Origin of the sequence: Bacillus sp. FSL L8-0099 (assembly GCF_038006385.1) — a bacterium.
GTDB lineage: Bacteria > Bacillota > Bacilli > Bacillales > Bacillaceae_G > Bacillus_A > Bacillus_A toyonensis.
Genome location: NZ_JBBOVC010000001.1, coordinates 4,182,376 through 4,207,294, shown reverse-complemented (window position 1 = coordinate 4,207,294; position 24,919 = coordinate 4,182,376). Strand labels below are relative to the sequence as shown.

The 24,919-nt window shown below is 36.0% G+C and carries 27 protein-coding genes and 1 pseudogene; 27 read left to right on the top strand and 1 reads right to left on the bottom strand.

Annotated features, from left to right (window positions below):
• Positions 1 to 24: 24 nt before the first annotated feature.
• The 8 genes from spoIIIAA to MHH42_RS21245 are packed head-to-tail and all read left to right on the top strand — an operon-like array spanning position 25 to position 5,255.
• The gene (gene spoIIIAA, locus MHH42_RS21280) at positions 25 to 951 is read left to right on the top strand and encodes a stage III sporulation protein AA (protein ID WP_000665879.1); all 927 of its coding nucleotides are present in this window, start codon (positions 25 to 27) and stop codon (positions 949 to 951) included.
• Positions 945 to 1,460, top strand: coding sequence for a stage III sporulation protein SpoIIIAB (spoIIIAB, locus tag MHH42_RS21275; RefSeq protein ID WP_015000953.1), 516 nt, complete (start codon positions 945 to 947; stop codon positions 1,458 to 1,460). Before spoIIIAA ends, spoIIIAB begins: the two co-directional genes overlap by 7 nt.
• Before the next feature lie 14 nt (positions 1,461 to 1,474).
• Entirely contained in the window at positions 1,475 to 1,678 is a 204-nt protein-coding gene (gene spoIIIAC / locus MHH42_RS21270) for a stage III sporulation protein AC (protein WP_000020914.1), read from the top strand.
• 23 nt (positions 1,679 to 1,701) lie between these two features.
• The gene (gene spoIIIAD, locus MHH42_RS21265) at positions 1,702 to 2,085 is read left to right on the top strand and encodes a stage III sporulation protein AD (protein WP_077393170.1); all 384 of its coding nucleotides are present in this window, start codon (positions 1,702 to 1,704) and stop codon (positions 2,083 to 2,085) included.
• A 10-nt stretch (positions 2,086 to 2,095) separates the two neighbouring features.
• Positions 2,096 to 3,268: a stage III sporulation protein AE gene (spoIIIAE, locus tag MHH42_RS21260; protein ID WP_000944633.1), complete on the top strand. Its 1,173-nt coding sequence runs from the start codon at positions 2,096 to 2,098 to the stop codon at positions 3,266 to 3,268.
• 12 nt (positions 3,269 to 3,280) lie between these two features.
• Entirely contained in the window at positions 3,281 to 3,913 is a 633-nt protein-coding gene (gene spoIIIAF / locus MHH42_RS21255; RefSeq protein WP_001161043.1) for a stage III sporulation protein AF, read from the top strand.
• Positions 3,903 to 4,565, top strand: a complete 663-nt coding sequence (gene spoIIIAG, locus MHH42_RS21250; protein ID WP_000368888.1) for a stage III sporulation protein AG — start codon at positions 3,903 to 3,905, stop codon at positions 4,563 to 4,565. Before spoIIIAF ends, spoIIIAG begins: the two co-directional genes overlap by 11 nt.
• Before the next feature lie 15 nt (positions 4,566 to 4,580).
• Positions 4,581 to 5,255: a SpoIIIAH-like family protein gene (locus MHH42_RS21245; protein WP_000914721.1), complete on the top strand. Its 675-nt coding sequence runs from the start codon at positions 4,581 to 4,583 to the stop codon at positions 5,253 to 5,255.
• Between the two features lie 125 nt (positions 5,256 to 5,380).
• Here the strand turns inward: MHH42_RS21245 and MHH42_RS21240 are convergent, their stop codons facing one another.
• A complete protein-coding gene (locus tag MHH42_RS21240) occupies positions 5,381 to 5,575 on the bottom strand; it encodes a hypothetical protein (RefSeq protein WP_000638007.1) in 195 nt (64 codons plus the stop codon).
• A gap of 470 nt (positions 5,576 to 6,045) precedes the next feature.
• Here MHH42_RS21240 and accB point away from each other — a divergent pair, with 470 nt between their 5' ends.
• The 19 genes and pseudogenes from accB (at position 6,046) to MHH42_RS21145 (ending at position 24,722) form a co-directional block, all read left to right on the top strand.
• Complete coding sequence (gene accB / locus MHH42_RS21235; protein ID WP_000472855.1) at positions 6,046 to 6,534, top strand: acetyl-CoA carboxylase biotin carboxyl carrier protein; 489 nt, start codon at positions 6,046 to 6,048, stop codon at positions 6,532 to 6,534.
• Between the two features lie 16 nt (positions 6,535 to 6,550).
• Complete coding sequence (gene accC / locus MHH42_RS21230; protein ID WP_000592880.1) at positions 6,551 to 7,903, top strand: acetyl-CoA carboxylase biotin carboxylase subunit; 1,353 nt, start codon at positions 6,551 to 6,553, stop codon at positions 7,901 to 7,903.
• A 22-nt stretch (positions 7,904 to 7,925) separates the two neighbouring features.
• Entirely contained in the window at positions 7,926 to 8,318 is a 393-nt protein-coding gene (locus MHH42_RS21225) for an Asp23/Gls24 family envelope stress response protein (protein WP_000807630.1), read from the top strand.
• 347 nt (positions 8,319 to 8,665) lie between these two features.
• Positions 8,666 to 9,058 carry a N utilization substance protein NusB gene (gene nusB, locus MHH42_RS21220; RefSeq protein ID WP_070173767.1) on the top strand — a complete coding sequence of 131 codons (393 nt, stop codon included), beginning with the start codon at positions 8,666 to 8,668 and terminating at the stop codon, positions 9,056 to 9,058.
• Between the two features lie 23 nt (positions 9,059 to 9,081).
• Positions 9,082 to 9,942, top strand: coding sequence for a bifunctional methylenetetrahydrofolate dehydrogenase/methenyltetrahydrofolate cyclohydrolase FolD (folD, locus tag MHH42_RS21215; RefSeq protein WP_000226729.1), 861 nt, complete (start codon positions 9,082 to 9,084; stop codon positions 9,940 to 9,942).
• A 26-nt stretch (positions 9,943 to 9,968) separates the two neighbouring features.
• Entirely contained in the window at positions 9,969 to 11,327 is a 1,359-nt protein-coding gene (gene xseA, locus MHH42_RS21210) for an exodeoxyribonuclease VII large subunit (RefSeq protein WP_016109084.1), read from the top strand.
• The gene (gene xseB, locus MHH42_RS21205; RefSeq protein WP_000428977.1) at positions 11,317 to 11,547 is read left to right on the top strand and encodes an exodeoxyribonuclease VII small subunit; all 231 of its coding nucleotides are present in this window, start codon (positions 11,317 to 11,319) and stop codon (positions 11,545 to 11,547) included. The genes xseA and xseB overlap by 11 nt, the downstream gene beginning before the upstream one ends.
• Entirely contained in the window at positions 11,547 to 12,437 is an 891-nt protein-coding gene (gene ispA, locus MHH42_RS21200; RefSeq protein ID WP_000150368.1) for a (2E,6E)-farnesyl diphosphate synthase, read from the top strand. Before xseB ends, ispA begins: the two co-directional genes overlap by 1 nt.
• Before the next feature lie 301 nt (positions 12,438 to 12,738).
• Positions 12,739 to 14,631, top strand: coding sequence for a 1-deoxy-D-xylulose-5-phosphate synthase (dxs, locus tag MHH42_RS21195; protein ID WP_000366442.1), 1,893 nt, complete (start codon positions 12,739 to 12,741; stop codon positions 14,629 to 14,631).
• 3 nt (positions 14,632 to 14,634) lie between these two features.
• Positions 14,635 to 15,477 carry a TlyA family RNA methyltransferase gene (locus MHH42_RS21190; protein ID WP_001274740.1) on the top strand — a complete coding sequence of 281 codons (843 nt, stop codon included), beginning with the start codon at positions 14,635 to 14,637 and terminating at the stop codon, positions 15,475 to 15,477.
• 142 nt (positions 15,478 to 15,619) lie between these two features.
• Positions 15,620 to 16,069, top strand: coding sequence for an arginine repressor ArgR (argR, locus tag MHH42_RS21185; RefSeq protein WP_001032581.1), 450 nt, complete (start codon positions 15,620 to 15,622; stop codon positions 16,067 to 16,069).
• 261 nt (positions 16,070 to 16,330) lie between these two features.
• Positions 16,331 to 18,070, top strand: a complete 1,740-nt coding sequence (gene recN, locus MHH42_RS21180; protein WP_000947740.1) for a DNA repair protein RecN — start codon at positions 16,331 to 16,333, stop codon at positions 18,068 to 18,070.
• A 118-nt stretch (positions 18,071 to 18,188) separates the two neighbouring features.
• A complete protein-coding gene (gene spoIVB / locus MHH42_RS21175; RefSeq protein WP_002048975.1) occupies positions 18,189 to 19,487 on the top strand; it encodes a SpoIVB peptidase in 1,299 nt (432 codons plus the stop codon).
• A 288-nt stretch (positions 19,488 to 19,775) separates the two neighbouring features.
• Positions 19,776 to 20,570 (top strand): sporulation transcription factor Spo0A, encoded by a 795-nt coding sequence (gene spo0A / locus MHH42_RS21170; RefSeq protein ID WP_000411416.1) that lies wholly within the window; start codon positions 19,776 to 19,778, stop codon positions 20,568 to 20,570.
• Between the two features lie 166 nt (positions 20,571 to 20,736).
• Positions 20,737 to 21,710: pseudogene (locus tag MHH42_RS21165) on the top strand (tyrosine-type recombinase/integrase).
• An 888-nt stretch (positions 21,711 to 22,598) separates the two neighbouring features.
• Complete coding sequence (locus MHH42_RS21160; protein WP_070173766.1) at positions 22,599 to 23,006, top strand: GIY-YIG nuclease family protein; 408 nt, start codon at positions 22,599 to 22,601, stop codon at positions 23,004 to 23,006.
• A gap of 444 nt (positions 23,007 to 23,450) precedes the next feature.
• Positions 23,451 to 23,729, top strand: coding sequence for a helix-turn-helix domain-containing protein (locus tag MHH42_RS21155; protein WP_070173881.1), 279 nt, complete (start codon positions 23,451 to 23,453; stop codon positions 23,727 to 23,729).
• A 31-nt stretch (positions 23,730 to 23,760) separates the two neighbouring features.
• Entirely contained in the window at positions 23,761 to 24,027 is a 267-nt protein-coding gene (locus tag MHH42_RS21150; protein ID WP_070173765.1) for a helix-turn-helix domain-containing protein, read from the top strand.
• A complete protein-coding gene (locus tag MHH42_RS21145; RefSeq protein ID WP_070173764.1) occupies positions 24,027 to 24,722 on the top strand; it encodes a hypothetical protein in 696 nt (231 codons plus the stop codon). The genes MHH42_RS21150 and MHH42_RS21145 overlap by 1 nt, the downstream gene beginning before the upstream one ends.
• The last annotated feature ends 197 nt before the right edge of the window (positions 24,723 to 24,919 follow it).

Sequence of the window (24,919 nt, the reverse complement as noted above, 5' to 3'; positions counted from 1 at the left end):
GTCGAGTATAGTGGGGAGAAGCCTATGAAAGAAGTATTAGAGGTTTTACCAAAAATGATGAAACAGTTAGTTGAAAGTTGTAAGCAATACAATACTTTAGAGGAAATTCGTGTTCGAATTGGAAGACCGCTAGAGTGTATTGCGCATGGAGAGGTGTTTTTTTATGACTATATCGCTACAGCAGAAGATGCAAGTTACTTATTGAATAAGTTAAGTCAATTCTCAATTTATACGATGGAAGAGGAATTGAAACGTGGGTATGTGACACTTCGAGGAGGACATAGAATTGGCCTAGCAGGAAAAGTCATTACAGAGAAAAGTACAGTGAAAATGATTCGTGATGTCTCTTCATTTAATATTCGTATTGCTCGTCAAAAAATAGGAATAGCTGAGCCGCTTTTGCCGTATTTGTATGAATCAAGATGGTTAAACACGATGGTAATTGGCCCGCCGCAAACGGGGAAAACGACACTTTTAAGAGATGTAGCACGTTGCATGAGTCAAGGGGTTGGTACGTCGAAAATTCCTTCTTGCAAAGTGGGGATTGTTGATGAGCGGTCAGAAATTGCTGGATGTGTGAAAGGAATCCCTCAGTATGAATTTGGTACACGAGTAGATGTGTTAGACGCATGTCCAAAGGCTGAAGGAATGATGATGATGATTCGTTCTATGAGTCCAGATGTTTTGATCGTAGATGAGATTGGACGTAAAGAAGATAGTGAAGCAATTATGGAGGCGGTGCATGCAGGGGTCCAGCTTTTTATAAGTGCACACGGGTTTTCTTATGATGATGTTGTGAAACGTCCATCGCTACAGGCAGTGCTGGAGCTTGGCATATTTGATAGGTTTGTGGAGTTATCAAAAGCAAGAGGCCCAGGAACAGTTATGCAAGTGAAAGATAGATATGGAAAACCAGTACTACCGAATCGAAAGGCTGGGGGCGTATGGTGAAAATAATTGGTGCAGTGTTAATCGTTGCGGTCAGCACTTTTTTCGGGTTTTCATACGCAAAAAGATATAGTGAGAGGCCGCGGCAACTTAGACTATTAAAATCGGCACTCCAATCATTAGAGGCAGAAATTATGTATGGGCACACACCTTTATCTGAAGCCGCCGAACGATTAGTTAAACAAATGCCCAAGCCATTAAATTGGATATTTCAAAGTTTCGCCAAAAAACTAGAAAACGGGGAACAAACAGTAAGGGAAGCTTGGATAGAAAGTTTGAAAGAGAATTGGAAGTTAACAGCATTTCAACAAACCGAGTATGAAATCTTGCAGCAATTTGGTGAAACACTTGGACAACATGATCGTGAATCACAACAAAAACATATTCGATTATGTATTACACATTTAGAGAGAGAGGAAGAAGAAGCGAAAGCGTTACAACTGCAATATGAAAAAATGATTAAGAGCTTAGGGGTACTAGCGGGGCTACTTATCGTAATTTTACTGCTATAGGAGGGAGAAAGGCGATGTCCATTGATGTTGGATTAATATTTCAAATCGCCGGAATCGGCATTGTTTTAGCTTTCATTCATACCGTATTAAAAGAATTAAAACGAGAGGATATTGCAAATTGGGTTATCCTTGTCGGTTTTGTCGTCATTCTATTCCATGTTGCATTTTTAATTAATACGTTGTTCGACAAGATTAAAAGTGTCTTTCTCTTCCAGTAAAGGAGGCGGTTCGAATCGAAATTATACAAATTGTCGGATTAGGCCTCGTTGCTACGTTTTTAGCAGCTGTTTTGAATCAGCATAAATCTAGCATTACATCGTTATTTATTGTTTTTGTAGGTAGCGTAATGTTTCTTATTTTAATCGATCAAATTCACTCTATTTTACAAATGATTGAGAGAGTAGCGAGTGAAGCGAAAGTTAGCAACGTCTATGTAGAAACGTTACTGAAAATTATTGGGATTGCTTATATCGCTGAGTTTGGAGCGCAAATTACAAAAGATGCTGGGCAAGGTGCAATCGCTTCGAAAATTGAACTAGCTGGTAAAATCTTAATTCTCGTTATGGCAATTCCTATTTTGACAGTCGTAATTGAAACTATTCTCGGATTTTTACCGACGGGATAAGGGGGAGTGAATGTTGAGGAAGTTTGGAGCTAAGCTGCTATTTGCTTGCTTCCTTTTCTTTTCTTTACCGGTTGTTGTACAAGCTTCTCCTGTAGAAACAAACGTCGTTGATCAACAATTGGATAAGCTCGGAATTGAAGATGTGAAGCAATTTTGGGACGGGCTTGTTACAAAATATGGAGGTTATTTACCAGAGAGTCAAAAAGGAAGCTTTATGGAGTTTGTAAAGGGAGAAAAAGAATTCTCTATAAAAGAATGGATGCTAGGTTTATTAAAATATTTGTTTCACGAGCTTGCTGCAAATGGAAAGCTACTTGGAACACTCATTATGCTCACAATTTTTAGTGCATTGTTGCAATCACTGCAATCTGCCTTTTCAAAGAGTAGTGTAAGTAAAATTGCCGATGCAGTTGTATATATGGTGCTTATTATTTTTGCTTTAAATAGTTTTTATGTGGTTATGACATATGCAAGAGAAACGATACAAACAATGGTAGATTTCATATTAGCGCTATTACCAATCTTGCTTGCACTCATAGCAACTGGAGGCGGTGTTGTATCTGTATCGTTTTTTCATCCGATTATCATTTTCTTAATGAATACGAGTGGGCTTCTTATGAATTACATCGTTCTACCACTTTTATTACTTGCAACGATATTAAGTATTGTAAGTACGATGAGTGATCAATATAAAGTTACGAAATTGTCCAAGCTTCTGCAAAACGTTAGCGTTGGGATTATCGGGATCTTTTTAACGATTTTTTTAGGAGTATTATCTGTACAAGGAACAGCGACAGCGGTTGCTGATGGGATAGCTGTGAAAACTGCTAAATTTGTAACAGGGAACTTTATTCCTGTAGTTGGAAGGATGTTTACAGAGGCAGCGGATACTGTTATTAGTGCGTCGGGGTTATTAAAAAATACAGTCGGAATTATAGGGCTCGTTATTTTATGTTTAATTGTCGCTTTTCCAGCGATTCAAATTTTTTGTATCGCGTTTATTTATAAATTCGCAGCAGCAGTATTGCAACCAGTTGGCGGAGGAGCAATTATTCAATGTTTAGATATCATTGGACGAAGCATCATTTACGTGTTTGCTTGCTTAGCTATCGTATCATTTATGTTCTTTTTAAGTATCACAATTATTATTGCTGCGGGGAACATTACGCTTATGATGCGATAGGAGGTGAAGAGTATGCAATTTGTTACAGAGTGGATTAGAAATATTATCGTTTTTTTACTCTTAGCGACAATGCTTCATCTTATTCTTCCAAACTCGAATTTGCAAAAATACGTTAAATTCGTCGTAAGTCTACTATTAGTTGTATTAATTTTAACACCTCTTTTTAAACTGTTGCAAACAGATGTAAATGAAGTAATCGCAAATTTTAATGAAGAAAAGTATGTAGCAGAGGGATCTGTAAAAAATTCAATAGATTCGAAGAAAAAAGAAATACAAGCTCTAACACGTGCATATAGTTTAGAAGAGATGGCTACCAAAATGAAAAAAGAAGTAGGAAAAGAGTTTGAGAAAAAGTATGGTATGACAGTCTCTGAAATACAAATAGTCGCAACGGAAAGGGTAGAAGAAGTAAAGTCAGCCAAAGATATTCAATCTGTTGTTGTGACGTTGAAAGAAAAAGAACGCAGTAAAAATGACGCAATTGAAACAGTAAAGCCAATTGAAATTAATACGAATGAACCTCCAAAAAAGGTAGAAGAAACGAATGTAGAAATGAAAGATTTCTTTTCAAGCAGGTGGCAACTAGAGAATAAACAAATCCAAGTTCAAACGGAAGGGAGGACAGGTAGAGTAAATGGACAATAAAGATAAAAATTCGAAGTTCTCATTTTTTCGAAACTTATTGAATGGGGATCAAAAAGAAAGCAACGAGAAGGGGAAAAAGGTAACACCTAAGTTTTTACTTGTCCTACTCATACTTGGAATTTTGCTTATGTTTTCTAGTAGTCTCTTTTCAAGTAAAAAAGAAGAAGTACCTGTATTTAAAGAACAAAAAACTCAAAACCAAGAAAAAGACGTACCAACTTTCGGACAAAAAAGTAATGATAGTATGTCAAATGTAGAAAAATATGAAAAAGCGTATGAACAAGAATTAAAAGCTGCTTTAGAAGAAATAGCAGGAGTAAAAGACGTAACGATTAAGGTGAATTTAGATTCATCTGAAGAAAAAATTTTAGAAAAAAATACAGTGAAACGCTCACAAACAACAGGTGAAACAGATAAAACAGGCGGTAAGAGGGAAGTAGAGGACGAGTCTCTTGATGAAAAGACTGTCATTATACGTGAAGGTGATAAAGAAACTCCCGTTGTTTTACGGACAGAGAAACCGAAAGTACGAGGTGTTCTCGTCGTAGCAAAAGGAGTGGATAATATACAAGTTAAAGCAATGGTAAAAGAAGCTGTGATAAGGCTGCTAGATGTACCAGCCCATCGTGTTTCAGTTTCACCGAAAAATTGATAGGGAGGAAATAAAGTGTTAAAAAAACAAACGGTTTGGTTATTAACAATGTTAAGTTTAGTTGTTGTACTATCTGTGTATTACGTAACAACTCCTGACAAAATGAATACAGCATCGCCGGCAACAGGTGAAAAGATTGGACAAGAAAAACAAGGTACTGACAAAGCAGTAACAAACGAAACGCCAAATAAAGAAACAACAAAAGAAACTCCAAGCAAGGAAACACCAAATAAAGAGACAACAAATAAAGAGACAACAAATAAAGAGACAGATAAAAAAGAAAATGCTAAAAAAGAAACAAGTAAAAAAGAGGGGAATGTATCAGTTCAATCGAGTGATGAGAATTTCACAGCTTTACGTATGCAAATGGAAGATAAGCGTAGTGCTGAAAGAGAAAAATTACAAAATGTAATAAAGTCTTCTAACGCTACTGCTGAAGAAAGAAGTAAGGCGAAAGATGGTATGGATGCAATCGCTACAATGGAAACAAAAGAAGGTTTACTTGAAACAGTTATTAAAGCTCAAGGAGGATATAAAGATGCCCTTGTAAGAGCTGATGGAACTGACATTAGAGTAACAGTGAAGGCAGCGAAACATTCACAAAAAGAAGCGAACAAAATTATACAGCTTGTAAGAAGTGAAGGCGGTTCTAAAGATGTAGGTGTGAAATTTGATCCATCAGCAAAATAAGTAGAATTTTAATCCGTGGGGGATTTCCCCCACGGATTATTAATTTTTACTAATCGCATTGTTTGTAAATAAGAACATAGAGTACTTCAAAATAATTAGATAAAAATAATAATAGAAAAAAGCTATCACTTTCGATAGTTTTTTTCTATTTCGTCTTTGTATGTGTTTTTACTATGTTCAACTCGGAATGGAGAAATACGTTGTGAATAAAAAATTAGCGGTTCATGGTGATGATGATTACTTTTTCCAGATTTGACGTGGATGAAGAGAACGAATGCCCAAACCATTACGGCAGGTAAGAAGAGCATGAGCCATATCATATGTCCACACCTCGATACAATATATTTTCTACACTTTGAACATACTATTCTTATATGAAGGAATGATGAACGGCGTGTAAACAAAAAAATAATATTTGGTAAAAATATGTTATGAACCGTAGATGTGGTGAAGAGTGGAGCGGCAATTAGATGTTTACTGTGTAGCATTTTGAAAAGGTAAGGAATGTTTTTTAGGAAGTGGTCTTGCCAATTTCGTGTGAAACTTGGTATTATTACTAGGTAATAAATTTTTTATTGGAATAATATTTTTACAGGAGTTTCGATTTATTATAAAGAAATATAAATTGGAATGTTTAAAAAATTTATCGTAAGATGGAAATAGTAAATATTTCTATTAGTAAATAAAATAAATTTTCTAATAGAATACATCGTATTTTTACAGTCAATCTAGTGTTAGTGATGAGAATCTGTAAAAACGGGACAAACAAGAGTATGGGAGTGGATTTTACATGTTTAAAATTCAAGAAGTTCGTGAATTAATTAAATTAATTGATAGCTCTAATATTGATGAATTTGAATACAAAAAAGACGGTACAACAATCAAAATGAAAAAGCGTGGTAATGAAGTTGTTGCGATGCAAGCACCTGTAGCGAAACAAGCTATGCAACCAGTAGCATCTGTTGAAGTTGAAACAGCAGTAGCGGCAGCGCAAGTAGAAGCACCAAAACAAGAAGAGAAGAAAGCTGTTCAAGATGAAAACCTACATAAGATTACCTCACCAATGGTAGGTACATTCTATTCTTCATCTTCACCTGATACACCTCCATATGTAAGTGTTGGAGACAGGGTATCGAAAGATTCTATCGTATGTATTGTCGAGGCTATGAAGTTATTTAACGAAATTGACGCTGATGTAGAGGGCGAAATTGTTGAGGTTCTTGTTAATAACGGACAGCTTGTTGAGTATGGACAACCGCTATTTCTTGTGAAAGCGTAATAAGGGAGTCTTTGTGATGATAAAAAAAGTATTAATAGCCAATCGTGGGGAAATTGCTGTACGAATTATTCGTGCTTGTAAAGAAATGGATATTGAAACAGTTGCGATTTATTCAGAAGCAGATAAAGAGTCACTTCACGTACAAATTGCAGATGAGGCGTATTGTGTAGGACCAACAGTTTCAAAAGAAAGTTATTTAAATTTGACGAACATTATTAGCGTTGCGAAGTTAACGGGCTGCGATGCTATCCATCCGGGATACGGATTTTTAGCAGAGAATGCAGATTTCGCAGAGTTATGCCGTGAATGTAACTTAATTTTTATCGGTCCAAGTCCAGAAGCTATTTCAAAGATGGGCACAAAAGACGTTGCTCGTGATACAATGGAAAAAGCAGGGGTTCCGATTGTACCAGGTTCACAAGGGATTATAAAAAATACCGAGGAAGCGATCGAGCTTGCAAATCAAATTGGATATCCAGTTATTATTAAAGCGACTGCAGGTGGCGGCGGAAAAGGTATTCGTGTTGCACGTCATGAAGAAGAGCTTGTAAAAGGAATTCAAATTACACAGCAAGAAGCTAGTACCGCTTTTGGGAACCCTGGTGTATACTTAGAAAAGTACGTTGAAGATTTCCGCCATGTTGAGATTCAAATAATGGCAGATACACACGGAAATGCCATTCATTTAGGAGAGCGTGATTGTACAATTCAGCGCCGTTTGCAGAAACTATTAGAAGAAAGTCCATCACCTGCACTTGATGAAAATGTTCGCAAGCAGATGGGTGAAGCGGCAGTTAAAGCGGCGGTAGCGGTTGATTATACAGGTGCTGGTACGGTTGAGTTTATTTATGAATATAAAACGAAAAGCTTTTATTTCATGGAGATGAATACGAGAATTCAAGTTGAGCATCCGGTTACTGAAATGGTGACAGGAATGGACTTAATTAAAGAGCAAATTCTTGTTGCTTCTGGAGAAAAGTTATCGTTACAGCAAGAAGAAGTACAATTTAATGGTTGGGCAATTGAATGCCGAATTAATGCGGAAAACCCTGCCAAAAAATTTATGCCATCTCCAGGTAAAGTAGAAATGTACTTACCACCAGGCGGATTTGGTATTCGCGTCGATTCAGCTGTATATCCGGGATATTCAATCCCACCTTTCTATGATTCGATGGTTGCTAAATTAATTGTTCACGGAAAAACACGTGAAGAGGCAATTGCAAAAATGAAGCGTGCACTCAGTGAGTTTGTCATTGAAGGCGTACATACAACAATCCCGTTCCATTTGCAATTGTTAGATCATCCTGATTTTGTAAAAGGTGAGTTTAATACGAAGTTTTTGGAAGAGCATGAACTTGTGACGCAGTGATACATTAAAGGAGGTTTTTTTCATGGCTGAACATATGTTAGATATGGGTCAAGATACAACTCTTGGTAAAGTAGAAATTGCACCAGAAGTAATTGAAGTAATTGCAGGTATTGCAGCTGCTGAGGTAGAAGGTGTGGCGGCAATGCGTGGTAATTTTGCTACAGATGTTGTTGAGAAGTTAGGTAAGAAAAATCATGGTAAAGGTGTAAAGGTTGAATTAGCAAACGAAGATATTATCGTTGACCTTTATGTTGTAATGTATTTTGGTGTAGCAATTCCGGTTGTTGCACAAAAGATTCAAGACAATATTCGCCAAGCACTCTTTACAATGACAGGACTTGAGCCAAAAGAAGTGAATGTTCACATCGTTGGCGTAACATTCGAAACACAAAAAACAGAAATTGAACCAGTGTAAGAATGAAAAAGGTGCCTAGTAACATAGGCATCTTTTTTATCGTTTCATTTCTTCACAAATTACAACCCTCTAATTGTTATACTATTTCAAAAAATAAGAAATGAAAAAGAAAATGTTTCGTTTTTCCAAAAAACGTACATTGTGATAAGATATGGAACTTGAAGTTAATCTTTTTATTATTTTTCAGCCTTGTAACCCGTGTGTGAAACGATAAATTGTGTTATTATCATTGTATTATAAGGTTGGAAAATCAATGAAAACTGTAAGAGTAAGTGAATTGACGGCTTATAAATTATAATAATATAACAAAGCATAAGGAAAGACTTGAAGCATAAAGGAGAGTTACAATGAAACGTAGGACGGCTAGAGAAAGAGCTATGCAAGCATTATACCAAATGGATATTACAGGTGAATTAGAACCGAAGGTAGCGGTGGAAAATACGCTAGATGAAGGTGAAGGAACAAATGAGTTTTTAGAATCACTTGTTGTAGGATTTGTAGACAATAAAGAAGAGATTGACGCAGCAATTCGTCAAAACTTAAAAAAGTGGAAGCTTGAGCGTATTAGTATTGTTGATCGCAGTATTTTACGTGTAGCTGTGTATGAAATGAAGTACATGGAAGAAATTCCACACAACGTAACAATTAACGAGGCAATTGAAATTGCTAAAACATTTGGGGATGAGGAATCTCGTCGTTTTATTAACGGCGTTTTATCTAATATAAAAGATACACTGTAATTTCTTTAAGGGGGAATCTTAAAATGGTAGCAGTAATCATCAAAGGAAATGAAGTTGCGGAGAAAAAACGAGCACAATTAACAGAAGAAGTTGTGAAGTTGAAAGAGCAAGGGATTGTACCAGGATTAGCAGTGATTTTAGTGGGAGAAGATCCAGCATCTCGTTCTTACGTAAAAGGAAAAGAAAAAGGCTGTGAACAAGTAGGAATTTATTCTGAGCTAATTGAACTTCCTGAAACGATTACTGAGGAACGTTTGCTTGCTGAAATCGATCGCTTAAATGGCGATGACCGCATTAATGGCATATTAGTGCAATTACCTTTACCAAAACATATTGAAGAAAAAGCTATCATTGAAAGAATTTCACCAGAAAAGGATGTAGATGGATTTCACCCAATCAGCGTGGGACGTATGATGACGGGACAAGATACATTCCTTCCATGTACACCGCATGGTATTGTAGAATTAGTAAAAGAAACGAATCTTGATATTTCGGGAAAACATGTTGTAATAATTGGAAGAAGTAATATTGTCGGCAAACCAGTGGGGCAATTGTTCTTAAATGAAAATGCAACTGTCACATATTGTCATTCTAAGACGCAAAATATTAAAGAATTATCGAAGTTAGCTGATATTTTAATCGTAGCTGTTGGACGACCTAAAATGGTAACAGCTGATTATATGAAAGAAGGCGCGGTTGTAATTGACGTTGGTGTGAATCGATTAGAAACAGGCAAGCTTTGTGGTGATGTTGACTTTGACAACGTGTTAGACGTTGCGGGTTACATTACGCCTGTGCCAAAGGGTGTTGGTCCAATGACGATTACAATGCTTCTTCATAATACTGTTGAATCTGCCAAACGCGCAGGTGTCGTTTGTAAATAATTTGAGTCGGCTATGAGGAGAGAGAAATGGAGAAACAATATTTAACCGTTACAGCATTAACACGCTATATAAAAACAAAAATAGAATATGACCCGCATTTACAGTCTGTTTGGTTAAAAGGTGAAATTTCCAACTTTAAAAATCATAGTCGTGGTCACATGTATTTTACATTGAAAGACGAAAATGCCAGAATCGCAGCGGTTATGTTTGCGGGTCATAATCGTAATATTAAATTCAGACCTGAAAATGGGATGAAGGTACTTGTAAAAGGGAAAATCTCTGTTTACGAGGCGAGTGGTTCTTATCAAATTTATATTCAAGACATGCAACCTGACGGAGTCGGAAATTTGCATTTGGCTTACGAACAATTAAAAGTTCGTTTAGAGGAAGAAGGATTGTTTTCTCAAGTTTATAAAAAAATAATCCCTCCTTATGCTAAAACAATAGGGGTAATTACGTCGCCAACAGGAGCTGCGATTCGTGATATCATAACAACGATTAAACGTCGTTATCCAATTGGGAAGGTTATTGTATTTCCAGTACTTGTACAGGGGGAGTCAGCAGCTCCCTCGATTGTACAAGCGATTCGTACAGCGAATGAAATGGGAGATATAGATGTATTAATTGTTGGGCGCGGGGGAGGTTCTATTGAGGAATTATGGGCTTTCAATGAGGAAGTGGTTGCAAGAGCAATCTTTAAGAGCGAAATTCCTATTATTTCAGCAGTAGGGCATGAAACAGATTTTACAATCGCAGATTTTGTTGCCGATTTACGTGCACCAACACCGACTGCAGCAGCTGAACTAGCAGCACCGAACGTTATAGAGTTACAAGAAAAGGTATTACAAAGAACTCTAAGATTGCAAAGAGCAATGAGAGAGTTAGTACATAAAAAAGAAGAAAAATTACAAGTATTGCAAAAATCTTATGCATTCCGTTATCCAAGACAAGTATATGAACAAAAGGAAGAGCAATTAGATAGAGCGTTAGAACAGCTTGTTTTAGCGAAAGAGCGCTACATTGATAAAAAGGTGAATCAGTTAAAACAGCTTTCATTTTATTTAGAGAAGCACCACCCGTCTCAAAAAATTATACAAACAAAGGTAGCGATTGAAACGTTGCAAAAGCAATTACAACGTGAAATGCAAACATTATTTCAAACGAAAGAATTTGCCTTTGTAAGAGCTGCTCAAAAACTTGAAGCATTAAGTCCGCTTAAAGTAATGATGAGAGGGTACGGGCTTGTATATGATGAAGAGAAGCAAGTGTTAAAAAGTGTGAAAGATGTCAGCCTTGGAGATGCTGTTTCAGTTCAATTACAAGATGGAATACTAGATTGTAGCGTATCAGGCATAGAGGAGCGTGAATTGAATAATGGAAAATAAAGTGAGTTTTGAAGAGGCAATTTCGCAACTTGAGCATCTCGTATCTAAGCTAGAGCAAGGTGATGTACCTTTAGAAGAAGCGATTTCTTATTTTAAAGAGGGTATGGAATTATCTAAGCTTTGCGATGAGAAGTTGAAGAACGTACAAGAACAAATGGCAGTTATTCTTGGAGAAGATGGAGAGCTTGAACCGTTTACTGCTTTAGGAGATGAAGCATAGTGACAATCGCTTTTGATACTTTTTTGAAAGAAAGTAAAACTTTCGTAGAAGAGAAGCTTGTAAGCTATGCAAATGAATTACAATGTCCAAATGTACTTCGGGAAGCGATGGCATATTCTTTGGAAGCGGGTGGAAAACGTCTCCGCCCGTTACTTTTATTTGCAACATTACAAGCGTTTGGGAAAGAAAGAAATCTTGGAGTAGGTGCAGCTTGTGCTCTTGAAATGATACATACATACTCGTTAGTTCATGATGATTTACCTTGTATGGATGATGATGATTTAAGAAGAGGAAAGCCCACGAATCATAAAGTATTTGGTGAAGCAATGGCAGTTTTAGCAGGAGATGGTTTGTTGACGTATGCTTTTCAAATTGTTATGGCATATGAGCAAAAAGAAATCTCTGCTGAAAAAAAAGTAAGACTTGTACTTGAGCTTGCAAAAGCAGCTGGGCCGGAAGGAATGGTTGGCGGACAAGTGGCGGATATGGAAGCTGAAGGGAAACAACTTACGATTGATGAGTTAGAGTATATTCATAAGCATAAGACCGGGAAACTACTTGAATTCGCTGTACTTGCAGGAGCGATACTTTCTAATGCTACAAAAGAGCAGGAAGAAAAGTTACTTGAGTTTGCAAAAAATATTGGCCTAGCTTTCCAAATTCGAGATGATATTTTAGATGTAGAAGGAACCGAAGAAGAGATTGGAAAACCGATTGGTAGTGATGTTTCCAACGAAAAGAGCACATATACGACGTTATTTACTGTAGATAGAGCAAAGAATATTTTAGAAGAAACAATTGCAAAAGCAAAAGATGCGATTAGCTCCTTGCAATTACAAGATGAATATTTACTATCTATTTGCGATTTGATTGCAAAACGTAATAACTAATATAACAGCGTTTTCATTTGTTGAGTCATTCATCATTTTATGATATAAATGTAGGAAAAGGTTTTTCTTTTCTTGTTATTGGCAAAAATATATGTAGATTACATTGCCGTTATCACTTCGTGTTAGCGGCTATTTTTTTCAACGCATAAAGAAATATGGTTTATAATAGGATTAGGGCACAATAGACTAGTTGATAGCAGGGTAAGATAAAGGATAGAAAAGAAAATTTCTTGTGTTGTGTAAATGTTTTTTATAATATTTGACATGTTGACAGATTATGAAATGAAAGTGAGTGATCCATGTGGATCTAACGCAAATTCAAAACCCTAGTTTTTTGAAAGATATGTCTATCAGTGAACTAGAGGGATTGAGTGAGGATATTCGTAAATTTTTAATTGAAGAGCTCTCTCAAACAGGTGGACATATTGCACCTAACTTAGGTGTAGTAGAACTCACAATTGCTCTGCATAAATTATTTGATAGTCCGAAAGATAAATTTTTATGGGATGTAGGACATCAATCCTATGTACATAAAATTTTAACAGGACGTGCGAAGGAATTCGGTACATTAAGGCAATATCAAGGTCTATGTGGTTTTCCAAAACGTTGTGAGAGTGAGCACGATGTATGGGAAACAGGTCATAGCTCGACATCACTATCTGCTGCAATGGGAATGGCTTTAGCACGTGATTTAAAGAAAACGAAAGAATATGTTATACCAATCATTGGAGATGGTGCTTTAACAGGTGGAATGGCCTTAGAGGCATTGAACCATATTGGGCATGAAAAAACAGACATGATTGTTATTTTGAATGACAATGAAATGTCAATTGCACCAAACGTTGGTGCGCTTCATAATGTACTTGGTCGTTTACGTACCGCAGGAAAATACCATTGGGTAAAAGATGAACTAGAGTATATATTGAAAAAAATCCCAGCAGTCGGTGGAAAAGTGGCTGCAACAGCAGAGAAAATAAAAGATAGTCTTAAATATTTACTAGTATCAGGCGTCTTTTTCGAAGAGTTAGGCTTTACATATTTAGGTCCAGTCGATGGGCACGATTATGAAAAGTTATTCGAAACGTTGCAATATGCAAAGAAAACAAAAGGTCCAGTACTTGTTCATGTGATTACGAAAAAAGGAAAAGGTTATAAACCAGCTGAGAGTGACGTAATTGGAACTTGGCATGGAACAGGCCCGTATAAAATTGAGTCAGGTGACTTCGTTAAACCGAAGGAAGTTGCACCAGCATGGAGTGCTGTTGTTAGTGAAACAGTACTTAAGTTGGCGAGAGAAGATGAGCGTATTGTTGCAATTACGCCTGCAATGCCTGTTGGATCGAAACTTGAGAAATTCCAAAAGGAATTCCCGAATCGTATGATCGATGTAGGTATTGCAGAACAGCATGCTACAACAATGGCAGCAGGTATGGCAACGCAAGGGATGAAACCATTCTTAGCAATTTATTCAACGTTTTTACAAAGAGCATATGACCAAGTTGTTCATGATATATGTCGTCAAAATTTAAATGTTTTCATCGGAATAGATCGCTCTGGATTAGTAGGAGCAGACGGTGAAACACATCAAGGTGTATTTGATATCTCGTTTTTACGTCATTTACCGAATATGGTAATAATGATGCCAAAAGATGAAAATGAAGGGCAACATTTAGTGTATACGGCGATGCAATATGAAGATGGACCAATCGCTTTACGTTATGCACGTGGTAATGGTCTTGGCGTTCATATGGACGAAGAATTAAAGGCAATTCCAATCGGCACATGGGAAACGTTAAAAGAAGGTACGCAGGCAGCTATTTTAACATTTGGTACGACAATTCCAATGGCAATGGAAGCAGCAGAGCGTCTTGAAAAGGCTGGAGTTTCAGTGAAAGTAGTGAACGCTCGCTTTATTAAACCAATGGATGAAGCGTATTTACATGATCTCTTAGGAAAAAATATACCGATTTTAACGATTGAAGAAGCTTGTTTAATCGGTGGTTTTGGAACTGGAGTAGTTGAATTTGCATCTGAGAACGGATACCATAGTGCATTAATTGAAAGAATGGGTATTCCAGATCGTTTCATAGAGCACGGTAGTGTAACAAAATTATTAGAAGAAATTGGTTTAACGACAGATGCTGTTGTAGACCGTATTCATACAATGATTCCATCAAAACAAAAAAGGGCGTAACAAATGAGTGCAAAAAAAGAAAGAGTAGATGTACTATTAGTAGAGCGAGGGCTTATAGAAACACGTGAGAAAGCGAAACGTGCTATTATGGCTGGACTCGTATATGCGAATGAGATGAGACTCGATAAGCCAGGAGAGAAGATCCCACAAGATACAGAGATTACGGTAAAGGGACAAGTTATGCCGTATGTAAGCCGTGGTGGTTATAAACTTGAAAAGGCACTGGAGACATTTCATCTAGATTTACAAGATAAAGTTATGATAGATATTGGTTCATCAACTGGTGGCTTTACAGATTGTGCGCTTCAAAATGGAGCGAAACTATCTTATGCATTAGATGTAGGATATAATCAATTGGCGTGGAAATTGCGTCAAGATGAGCGTGTTGTCGTAATGGAACGTACAAATTTCCGTTACGTGACACCAGCAGACTTAGAGCGTGGTTTACCACAATTTGCTAGTATAGATGTTTCATTTATATCATTAAAACTAATACTGCCAGTTTTAAAAACAATGCTTATGCTTAACGGTGATGTAGCAGCGTTAATTAAACCGCAGTTTGAAGCTGGAAGAGAGCAAGTTGGGAAAAAAGGCATTGTTCGTGATAGAAAAGTGCATGAAGCTGTCGTGGAAATGATTGTCGATTTTGCTTTAAAAGAAGGCTATGATGTAGAAGGTTTAACATTCTCACCGATTACGGGTGGAGATGGTAATATTGAATTCTTAATTCATTTAAAATGGCATGGTGAACGTGATGAGAGTGGCAAAAATCATTCTCCAATTTCTATTGAGCAAGTTGTTACAGAAGCGCATGACGTTCTAAAACAAAAAGGAAAAGGGGAATAACATATGTTGTTCCTCTTTTTGCTGTAATTGTATAATGATTGTAAAAACAATTGTGTACAAGTAACGAATTATAAGTTAACATAAATAAGTGAAGTATACCAATGTTTAAACTATGGTAAGAGATAGTGTGAGGTGCAAATGTATGAATAAAGGTCAGCGCCATATTAAAATCAGGGAAATTATTGCGAACAAAGAAATCGAAACACAAGATGAATTAGTTGATATTTTACGTAATGAGGGATTTAATGTAACGCAAGCAACAGTATCGCGCGATATTAAAGAACTGCACTTAGTGAAGGTGCCATTACATGATGGTCGCTATAAATATAGCTTGCCAGCAGATCAACGGTTTAACCCGTTACAAAAATTAAAACGAAATCTAGTGGATTCATTTGTAAAATTAGACACGGCAGGACATATGCTTGTGCTAAAAACATTGCCTGGTAACGCTCATTCACTTGGAGCACTTATTGATCATTTAGAGTGGGATGAGATCATCGGAACCATCTGTGGTGATGATACTTGCTTAATTATTTGCCGTACACCTGAGGATACAGGTGTTGTCTCTGATCGTTTCTTAAATATGTTGTAACAAAAAAATCTTGTTTGCTTTCCTCTGTAAAGTGGAAAGTGAACAGGATTTTTTTAGCGGTTAAAAATGTGAATTTTTAATTGTAATATAATATTTTGTTTGAATAAAATTAGAAAATAGGTGGATTGACCCGTAAAACGAATGTTTGGTACAATGGAGCGGGTTAGAAGAGTACATACAAACATATAGTATGACTATTTGAATAAAGAACTGAGAAAAGCCCTTAGTAGGGGATTAGTTTATAACGAGGTGAATGGGGCATTGTTATCGGAATTATCGATTAGAAACTTTGCTATTATTGAGGCATTAAATATTTCTTTTCAAAAAGGTTTAACAGTTTTAAGCGGTGAAACAGGAGCTGGAAAATCGATTATTATTGATGCGATTAGTTTACTTGTAGGTGGCCGTGGTTCAGCGGAATTTGTTCGATACGGAACAGAAAAAGCTGAGATAGAAGGGTTATTTTATGTGGAAGACGACAAGCATCCATGTATTGAAAAGGCAGAAGAGTTAGATATAGAAATAGAAGACGGCATGATTATTTTGAAGCGTGATATTGCTGCAAACGGAAAAAGTGTATGTCGTGTAAATGGGAAACTTGTTACCCTTAGTATATTAAAAGAGATTGGCAAAACGCTTGTTGATATTCATGGACAGCACGAAACGCAAGACTTAATGAATGAAGAGCGACATCTGTTTATGCTCGATCATTTTGATGGGGAGCGTATTGTTAAACAGTTGGATATATATCAAACTGTTTACGCTGACTATGAGAAATTAAAAAAACAATTGAAATCGTTAAGTGAAAATGAACAACAAATGGCACATCGCTTAGATTTAATTCAATTTCAGCATGAAGAAATCCGTAAGGCTGATTTAAAGATGGATGAAGAAAATGAATTAACTGAGGAACGATTGCAAATTTCTAATTTTGAAAAGATTTATAAAGCGTTAGGCGATGCATATCGTTCGTTAAGTGCTGACGGACAAGGATTAGATAATGTAAGAAGTGCAATGGGACAAATGGAGAGTATTACACATTTAGATGAAGTATATCAAGAAAATCATGATTCAATTGCAAATAGCTATTACTTATTAGAAGAAGTTGCGTATCAACTTAGAGAAAATCTCGATATGATGGAATATGATCCGAATCGTCTAGATGAAATTGAAACACGTTTAAATGAAATTCGTATGCTAAAGAGAAAATATGGAAATAATGTAGAAGAGATTTTAGCGTATGCTGATAAAATTGAGCAAGAAATTTTTACGATTGAAAATAAAGACGTTCATATTGAAGCGACGAAGAAGCAGTTAAAGGAATTAGAAAGTGTTATTCTGAAAGAAGCAACGTTGTTAAGTAATATGCGTCATGAACTTGCAGAGCATCTTACAAATGCTATTCATCAAGAATTAAAAGAACTATATATGGAAAAAACGAAATTTGAAGTGAGAATCATGAAGAGAGAAGGAAATGCAGAAGAACCTCTTGTGGAAGGCGCACCGGTGCACCTTACGGCGGACGGCTATGATCACGTGGAGTTTTATATTTCAACGAATCCCGGTGAACCGTTAAAACCACTTTCAAAGGTCGCTTCTGGTGGAGAGTTATCTCGTATTATTTTAGCTTTAAAAAGTATTTTTTCTAAACATCAAGGTATTGCATCTGTTATTTTTGATGAAGTGGATACTGGTGTGAGTGGTCGAGTTGCACAGGCTATTGCGGAAAAAATTTATCGTGTATCAGTAAACTCACAAGTGCTTTGTATTACGCACTTACCTCAAGTAGCTTCAATGGCGGATTCGCATTTATTTATTCGAAAACAGGTAGCGAATGATCGGACAATTACATCAGTTACCGTTTTAACTATGGAGGATAAAGTAACAGAAATAGCTCGAATGATTTCTGGTGTGGAAATTACAGATTTAACGACAGAACATGCGAAAGAGTTACTTACGCAAGCGCATCATTTTAAACAGACAGCAGAGGCTATCCAGTAATGGATAGCTTTTTTTCTCAAATGAAGATTTCTTAATTCTTCCGGTTATAAATAAAGCACTGCAAGGAGAGATTAAAAAGTGAAGCCAAGAGGCTGAATGTGGGGTAGGAGCGAGGAGAGTGAACAAATTGAAATTAGAAAGATTTCGAAAAATAATAGGTCTTTGTCTCCTTGTTTCTTTAGTTTTTATTGGATGTTTTAAGCCGCTTCGGACGTTTATTTCATCCCCGAAGCAACTTGTTGTTTTTGAAGGACAACAATCAGAAATAGCTTCATTACCAGTTTTTAAAGCTTCATCTACAAATAGCCATGTATTTACAGTGAGTTCGAATGAACAAAAACAAGGACTTATGGTAAATTCTCATCAAAATGGTGAAGCGGACATGGTGTTCCAAATCGCTGGTTTTCCAGTAAAAAAAGTAAATGTGAAAGTATTAAAAGATTTTAAAGTTATTCCAGGTGGACAATCAATTGGTGTGAAATTAAACACAAAAGGTGTACTTGTTGTAGGCCATCATTTAATTCAAACTGAAAAAGGTAAAATATCTCCTGGTGAAACAGCTGGTGTGCAAATTGGAGATATGATTACTGAAATTAATGGTAAAACAATTGAAAGAATGAGTGATGTCGCACCATTTATTCATAGTAGTGGTGAAACAGGTGAACCACTTAACCTTGTTTTGTTAAGAGATGGAAAATACATTCGCACGAAATTAACACCACAAAAAGACAGTGGGGAATCGTCTTATCGTATTGGCTTATATATTCGTGATTCGGCAGCTGGAATCGGAACAATGACATTTGTTCATCCAGATTCTATGAAATACGGAGCACTGGGTCATGTCATTTCTGATAATGATACGAAAAAGCCGATTCAAGTTGAAGATGGACAAATTATGCGTTCGACAGTTACATCGATTGAAAGAGGTAGTCATGGGAATCCAGGAGAGAAGTTAGCAAGGTTCTCACCAGATCGTGAAGTGATTGGCAATATTACAATAAATAGTCCGTATGGTATTTTTGGAAAATTAAATACAAATATGACAAACGGCGTAATGGATAAAGCAATGCCTATCGCATTATCTCATCAAGTAAAAGAAGGACCGGCAAAAATATTAACAGTTATTGATCAAGATAAAGTAGAAGCATTTGATATTGAAGTTGTTAGTACGGTACCGCAAAAATTTCCAGCTACAAAAGGTATGGTAATAAAAGTAACAGATAAGCGTTTATTAGCAAAAACAGGTGGTATCGTACAAGGGATGAGTGGAAGTCCAATTGTACAAAACGGGAAAGTAATCGGAGCCGTTACACATGTATTTGTCAATGATCCAACATCAGGGTACGGTGTTCATATTGAATGGATGTTACATGAGGCTGGAATTAATATTTATGATCAAGAAAAAAAAGCGAGCTAATTTATTCATTAGCTCGCTTTTCTATTGAAAAATTCGTTGAAATTTTGTAAAAGCTCCGCAAGAGATGTTTTTTGTTGTAAAATATAAGCAAAGGGTTGAACGTTTCGTTGTATTTCTATGATGGAATGTGTTGCGAAAGGGAATAAATGAACGATAAACATATTTTTTTGTGATTTTATCGGAAAGTAACAAACTTTAAAAGGGAATTTTCACACAATTGTCGAACAATTCATGTAGCCTAGAAGGATACACATGTCGGAGAATCGATTCGGTAAGGGAGGAAAAGCTGTGGAGAAAATTAAAGTATGTCTTGTGGATGATAATAAAGAATTAGTATCAATGCTAGAGAGTTATGTAGCTGCTCAAGATGATATGGAAGTAATCGGTACTGCTTATAATGGTCAAGAGTGTTTAAACTTATTAACAGATAAGCAGCCTGATGTACTCGTTTTAGACATTATTATGCCACATTTAGATGGTTTAGCTGTACTAGAGAAAATGCGACATATTGAAAGGTTAAGACAGCCTAGCGTAATTATGTTAACAGCATTTGGACAAGAAGATGTGACGAAAAAAGCAGTTGACCTAGGTGCTTCATATTTCATATTAAAACCATTTGATATGGAGAATTTAACTAGTCATATTCGTCAAGTGAGTGGCAAGGCAAATGCTACTATTAAACGTCCATTACCATCTTTCCGATCAGCAACAACAATAGATGGAAAACCGAAAAACTTAGATGCAAGTATTACGAGTATTATTCATGAAATTGGTGTACCTGCTCATATTAAAGGGTACATGTACTTACGAGAAGCGATTTCTATGGTGTACAATGATATCGAATTACTAGGGTCTATTACGAAAGTATTATATCCAGATATTGCAAAGAAATATAATACAACAGCGAGCCGTGTCGAGCGTGCAATCCGTCACGCGATTGAAGTAGCGTGGAGCCGTGGAAATATTGATTCTATTTCGTCCTTATTTGGTTATACAGTATCCATGTCAAAAGCAAAACCTACGAATTCTGAGTTTATCGCAATGGTTGCGGATAAGTTGAGACTTGAACATAAGGCTTCGTAAACGCTGTATTATCAAGATGTTAAGCGTATTTCATAACAACATTTAATAACCAACGAATTACGTATGTAAGCAATAAAGTACATAGGTAATTGGCGGTTAATTTAAAAACCTTCTATTTATTGGATTGAAATTTTGATTCCAATAGTTAGGAGGTTTTTTTTGTTGTATGAATAACTTTCAGATGAATGTTGAGAACTTTTTACTTCATTGCGATTCAAAGCATCTAAGTAGGAAAACAATTCGGTCATATGACCAAACATTGAAGTTATTTGCTTCATATTTAGAAAGAGAATTAAAGATTACAGATGTTGATAAGGTAAAACCCCTTCATATTCGGACGTATATTAAATATTTAAGGGAACGTGGTAAATACACATTTACATCTAATACAGCTAGTGAACAAATTAATTATCCAACACGTAGAACTGATTATGGAAAGACCATTAGTGAAACAACGATTGCTAATTATCTTCGCAATATTAAGGTGTTTTTCAACTTTTTAGAAGCTGAAGAGGATATTGCTAAGAATCCAATATCCAATATTGAATCGATTAAGCCGCAACGGAAACAAAAGATATTGTTATCAGTAGATGAAATAAAGAAAGTGTGTTGTATTCAATTGATATAAGTACATTCCATGGGTTTAGAAGTTACGTCATGATTAAACTTATTTTAGATACAGGTATACGTGCAGGAGAATGTTGCAATATGCAAGCCGAAGACCTGGATATAAAAAATAAAAGTGTTCTAATTACGAATCCGAAAAATAAGAAACAACGATATGTTTATTTTTCTAATATCATGGCTAACGATTTAAAGCGTTGGTTGAAGTATAGGGATAGATTTAGTGATGCAGAGTATTTGTTCCCTACGATAAGAGGAACAATGTTAAACGTTAATAATTTTGAAGCGAGTATTAGAAGTATTGGTAAAAAGGTAAGAGTACATTTCACACCTCACCAATTAAGAAATAACTTTGCAAAGTATTACATTCTTAATGGTGGTGATTGGTTTAGCTTGTCTAGGGTATTAGGTCATTCATCGGTAGAAGTAACGCAAAGGGCGTATTTAGATTTTACTGATGATGAGATTAAAAATAAATATCAACGTCATTCACCTCTAGCAAGTATGAAATTTTAAGTAAAAGAAAAAGTCTCCAGTTGCCGCTGGAGACTCAAAATTAAAAATCATGTTTTAAAACTAAATAACGGATATTCCGTACATTCAGCACTTGTATTATACCATTTTTCAAAAATGGATAGCAAGGGGTGTGGTTTCTTATTGCCTTTTTTAGACGATTAGTGGCGTTGGTGTGCGGTAATTCCGAACGTGGAATTGCCTGATACCACGTATATAAAAACTGATAAGCCGTAATTCCGTACTGCCATACATTTAGCGGGAACTTTTTATGGCGTGGCTAGCTGTTAGTCGTGCAGGGGGTACAGAGTATACGCTTACAAAAACAGCACCCCTCACTGGATTCCTGTTCATCTGGTGAGGGTGGGTGAGAACTTGCCCAAGGACGATTCTCTAAAAGGTTCGGGTGGTTATCGTTAGCATTACAGTGCTAGGGAATGCATTCAGTTTGTCGTGTAGGGACGATATTACAAGGACAAGCATAGAAAAAGGGTGTATGCGGTGAAAATCGCTGAGTGAACGGGGTCTATACATACGGATACTTTATAAGTGACCGCATGGCGAAAACAAAGACGCTTATCCATCTATTTTGATTGATTATTTTTTTGTAGCCTTTCAAAGTAGCGGATAAATCTGCCTTCCAGCCGTGTTCCATAATCGTTCCCACATGATAAAAACCCTCAAGACATTCAGTCAATATCACCATTAAAGAAAAGTGCTAGTTTATAGCGTTTTCCACTAATTAAGTTAAAATAAATTAACCAAATGAAGTGTAGAAACAATCTAAAGAATTAAGCACTATATAAAGAGTAGAGTATACGAGATAATGATATTTAAGACGCAAAGTAACGAATGGTTTTAAATATAGGAAATATGAATAGGAGAAAGAATATGAGGGATAAACTAGAACAGCTTTTAGTATCTGAGGAGATTTTACCATTAAGTTCTTCTAAATGGTCAGTGTTTCAGGTGGATTTTAAGAAGGAATGTAAGGAAGTAACACATAAAATAATAAATGACAATGTACCTAGTAATGTTATTGGAGTGTATGTAATTCAAAATGGTAATGGAGAAGTATTGTATGTGGGACAAGGGAAAGTAAAAGCAAGAATTAAGCGACATTATAAAAAGCTATTTGCTTCTATCCCTAGTTATAGGCAACAATTCTTCCAAGAAAAAGAGGGGACGATGAATATATATTGGGCGGCATTTGAAAGGGATAGGCTTGTAGTAGAAACCTTGTTGCAGCTTGTCTTAAATCCTGCATTTGAAGCATATAAAAATGAGAGAAAAAATTAAAAGTATAATAAGACTGTGGGACTGGTTCTATATAGTTCGTTCAAAGAAAAATAGAGACATACAAGGCAAAAGCATGAAATGATGAGTAATTGCCTAGATAAGCACGTTAGAATATACAGCGATGTGTTAGGCGGAAATTTCTAGTACGTTTAAAATACACTTGACGAAGAGGGAAACATAAATCCTTGTCATACATAGTGTGAAATGAAAAATGATTCTAAAGTATACCTGTAAATGACATGTTTGTCACACACATTGATATAGGGGGATTTATGATATACCGCATACTTTATTGTGTGTGGTTTTTTGTTTCTTCTTAAACTCATTCCCCTTTAAGTTGTGCTTTTGGTAAGTAGCCCCTATGTCATGTGGTGTAGGGGTTATTTTTCGTATTAGCAGAAGGGGAAGGAACTAATGAAACTACCTACAAAGGGGGATTTAATAATGATTGGAAATGAATATAAAAACTTAAAATATAAGCCAGAGATAAAGCCCCATATGTTAAAGTGGGTTCGTTTGAGTAGGAACCTGACTCAATCTGATGTAGCTGCAAAGTTATCTGTAAGTCAAAAAATGGTTAGTGACTACGAGAACGGCAAAGTCACAGATTTTAGTCCACTGGTTTATTCAAAAGTATGTGAATTACTGAGGGCATATAGAGTCGATAGATTTGAGATTGATTCATACAGGAAACTTATGGAAATTAAACAACGTAGAAATTAACGAGTGTAATTATGAAAGGGGCATTAAATAAATGATTGGGATTGATATAAATAGCCTTCCATATGTTCCAACGGTAACGCCAGCTATGTTGCCATATATTCGTACACGTATAGGACTAACACGGCAAGAACTAGCGGCACGCATAGGAATTAACTTAGATGAGTTTTACGAGTATGAGAAGGGCAGTAAACTATTTTCACCTAATGTTCATTCAAGGCTTTTAACCGTGCTAAGTGAAAAGGGCGTAAGTCAAATTGAAATGGATGTGTATAAGAAACTAACAGGGGGAATTAACTAATGGAAAAACTGAAGGACACAAGTAAATTATTCACGGTAAATAAAGAAGCGTTTGAAGAAATAGCAGCGGAATTAAAGTTCTTTAAAAATAGCGAAAAGGTTTACAAAAACTATGAAAAAGAAGTTGCTAAAATTGAAGAACAGAAGGCACAGCTTGAAACTGAATTAACACAATTAATGACTGAACAGGTAAAGCTTGTTAAGGAATTAGAATTATTTAAAGGTGATGTTTCACAAGTCGTGTACCTACGTAGGGAAATGAAAAATACTGTGGAAGAAATTGAAATTGTACAGCAAGTTCTAAAAGAAGTAGAGGAACGCTTTTCTGAATTGAAAGTAAAATACTTCCCTGAATTTGAAGAAGCTATGAAAAAAGATAATGCTGAAATACAGAAGATTGATTTTACACCCTTTGTCAATAATGTGCTTTGCGAAATGCTAGAAAGCGTGTCAATTGTAGGGAAAGAATTTGCTAAACAAAAAGTAGAAGCAGATAAGTTTAGACAAGCTACATGGGACGAAGCTGTAAATCGAAAATATATCAACCGTCCTAATATGATTAACAGCACATATAATTACACTTCTATGCGTTACGATTTTCCTTCTTATCCATCTCAAGTTTTAGCTAATGATACGCTTAGAGAATTAGAAAGATTAACTTCTGGTATGTCAACATTCATAAACAAAGATAATTAGTATAAAGTACTGTAATCTCACTTTAATTAGAAGGGATTGCAGTATTTTTTATATAGATTTGTAATATTAGCCCGTTAGAAGGCATTTGACAGAACTTCTGAGATTAGGTTAACAAGTAGGTGAAATAGCACAGCTTGCCTGTGTGATAAATTGTGAATGCTGAAAATCTTTTTTTGAGGTGGTGATAGCTGTCCAGC

Coding starts and splice junctions, on each gene's coding strand:
- spoIIIAA (WP_000665879.1), top strand. CDS start 25: ATGAAAGAAGTATTAGAGGTTTTACCAAAAATGATGAAACAGTTAGTT.
- spoIIIAB (WP_015000953.1), top strand. CDS start 945: ATGGTGAAAATAATTGGTGCAGTGTTAATCGTTGCGGTCAGCACTTTT.
- spoIIIAC (WP_000020914.1), top strand. CDS start 1,475: ATGTCCATTGATGTTGGATTAATATTTCAAATCGCCGGAATCGGCATT.
- spoIIIAE (WP_000944633.1), top strand. CDS start 2,096: ATGTTGAGGAAGTTTGGAGCTAAGCTGCTATTTGCTTGCTTCCTTTTC.
- spoIIIAF (WP_001161043.1), top strand. CDS start 3,281: ATGCAATTTGTTACAGAGTGGATTAGAAATATTATCGTTTTTTTACTC.
- spoIIIAG (WP_000368888.1), top strand. CDS start 3,903: ATGGACAATAAAGATAAAAATTCGAAGTTCTCATTTTTTCGAAACTTA.
- MHH42_RS21240 (WP_000638007.1), bottom strand. CDS start 5,575: ATGATATGGCTCATGCTCTTCTTACCTGCCGTAATGGTTTGGGCATTC.
- accB (WP_000472855.1), top strand. CDS start 6,046: ATGTTTAAAATTCAAGAAGTTCGTGAATTAATTAAATTAATTGATAGC.
- accC (WP_000592880.1), top strand. CDS start 6,551: ATGATAAAAAAAGTATTAATAGCCAATCGTGGGGAAATTGCTGTACGA.
- MHH42_RS21225 (WP_000807630.1), top strand. CDS start 7,926: ATGGCTGAACATATGTTAGATATGGGTCAAGATACAACTCTTGGTAAA.
- nusB (WP_070173767.1), top strand. CDS start 8,666: ATGAAACGTAGGACGGCTAGAGAAAGAGCTATGCAAGCATTATACCAA.
- folD (WP_000226729.1), top strand. CDS start 9,082: ATGGTAGCAGTAATCATCAAAGGAAATGAAGTTGCGGAGAAAAAACGA.
- xseA (WP_016109084.1), top strand. CDS start 9,969: ATGGAGAAACAATATTTAACCGTTACAGCATTAACACGCTATATAAAA.
- xseB (WP_000428977.1), top strand. CDS start 11,317: ATGGAAAATAAAGTGAGTTTTGAAGAGGCAATTTCGCAACTTGAGCAT.
- MHH42_RS21190 (WP_001274740.1), top strand. CDS start 14,635: ATGAGTGCAAAAAAAGAAAGAGTAGATGTACTATTAGTAGAGCGAGGG.
- argR (WP_001032581.1), top strand. CDS start 15,620: ATGAATAAAGGTCAGCGCCATATTAAAATCAGGGAAATTATTGCGAAC.
- MHH42_RS21160 (WP_070173766.1), top strand. CDS start 22,599: ATGAGGGATAAACTAGAACAGCTTTTAGTATCTGAGGAGATTTTACCA.
- MHH42_RS21155 (WP_070173881.1), top strand. CDS start 23,451: ATGATTGGAAATGAATATAAAAACTTAAAATATAAGCCAGAGATAAAG.
- MHH42_RS21150 (WP_070173765.1), top strand. CDS start 23,761: ATGATTGGGATTGATATAAATAGCCTTCCATATGTTCCAACGGTAACG.
- MHH42_RS21145 (WP_070173764.1), top strand. CDS start 24,027: ATGGAAAAACTGAAGGACACAAGTAAATTATTCACGGTAAATAAAGAA.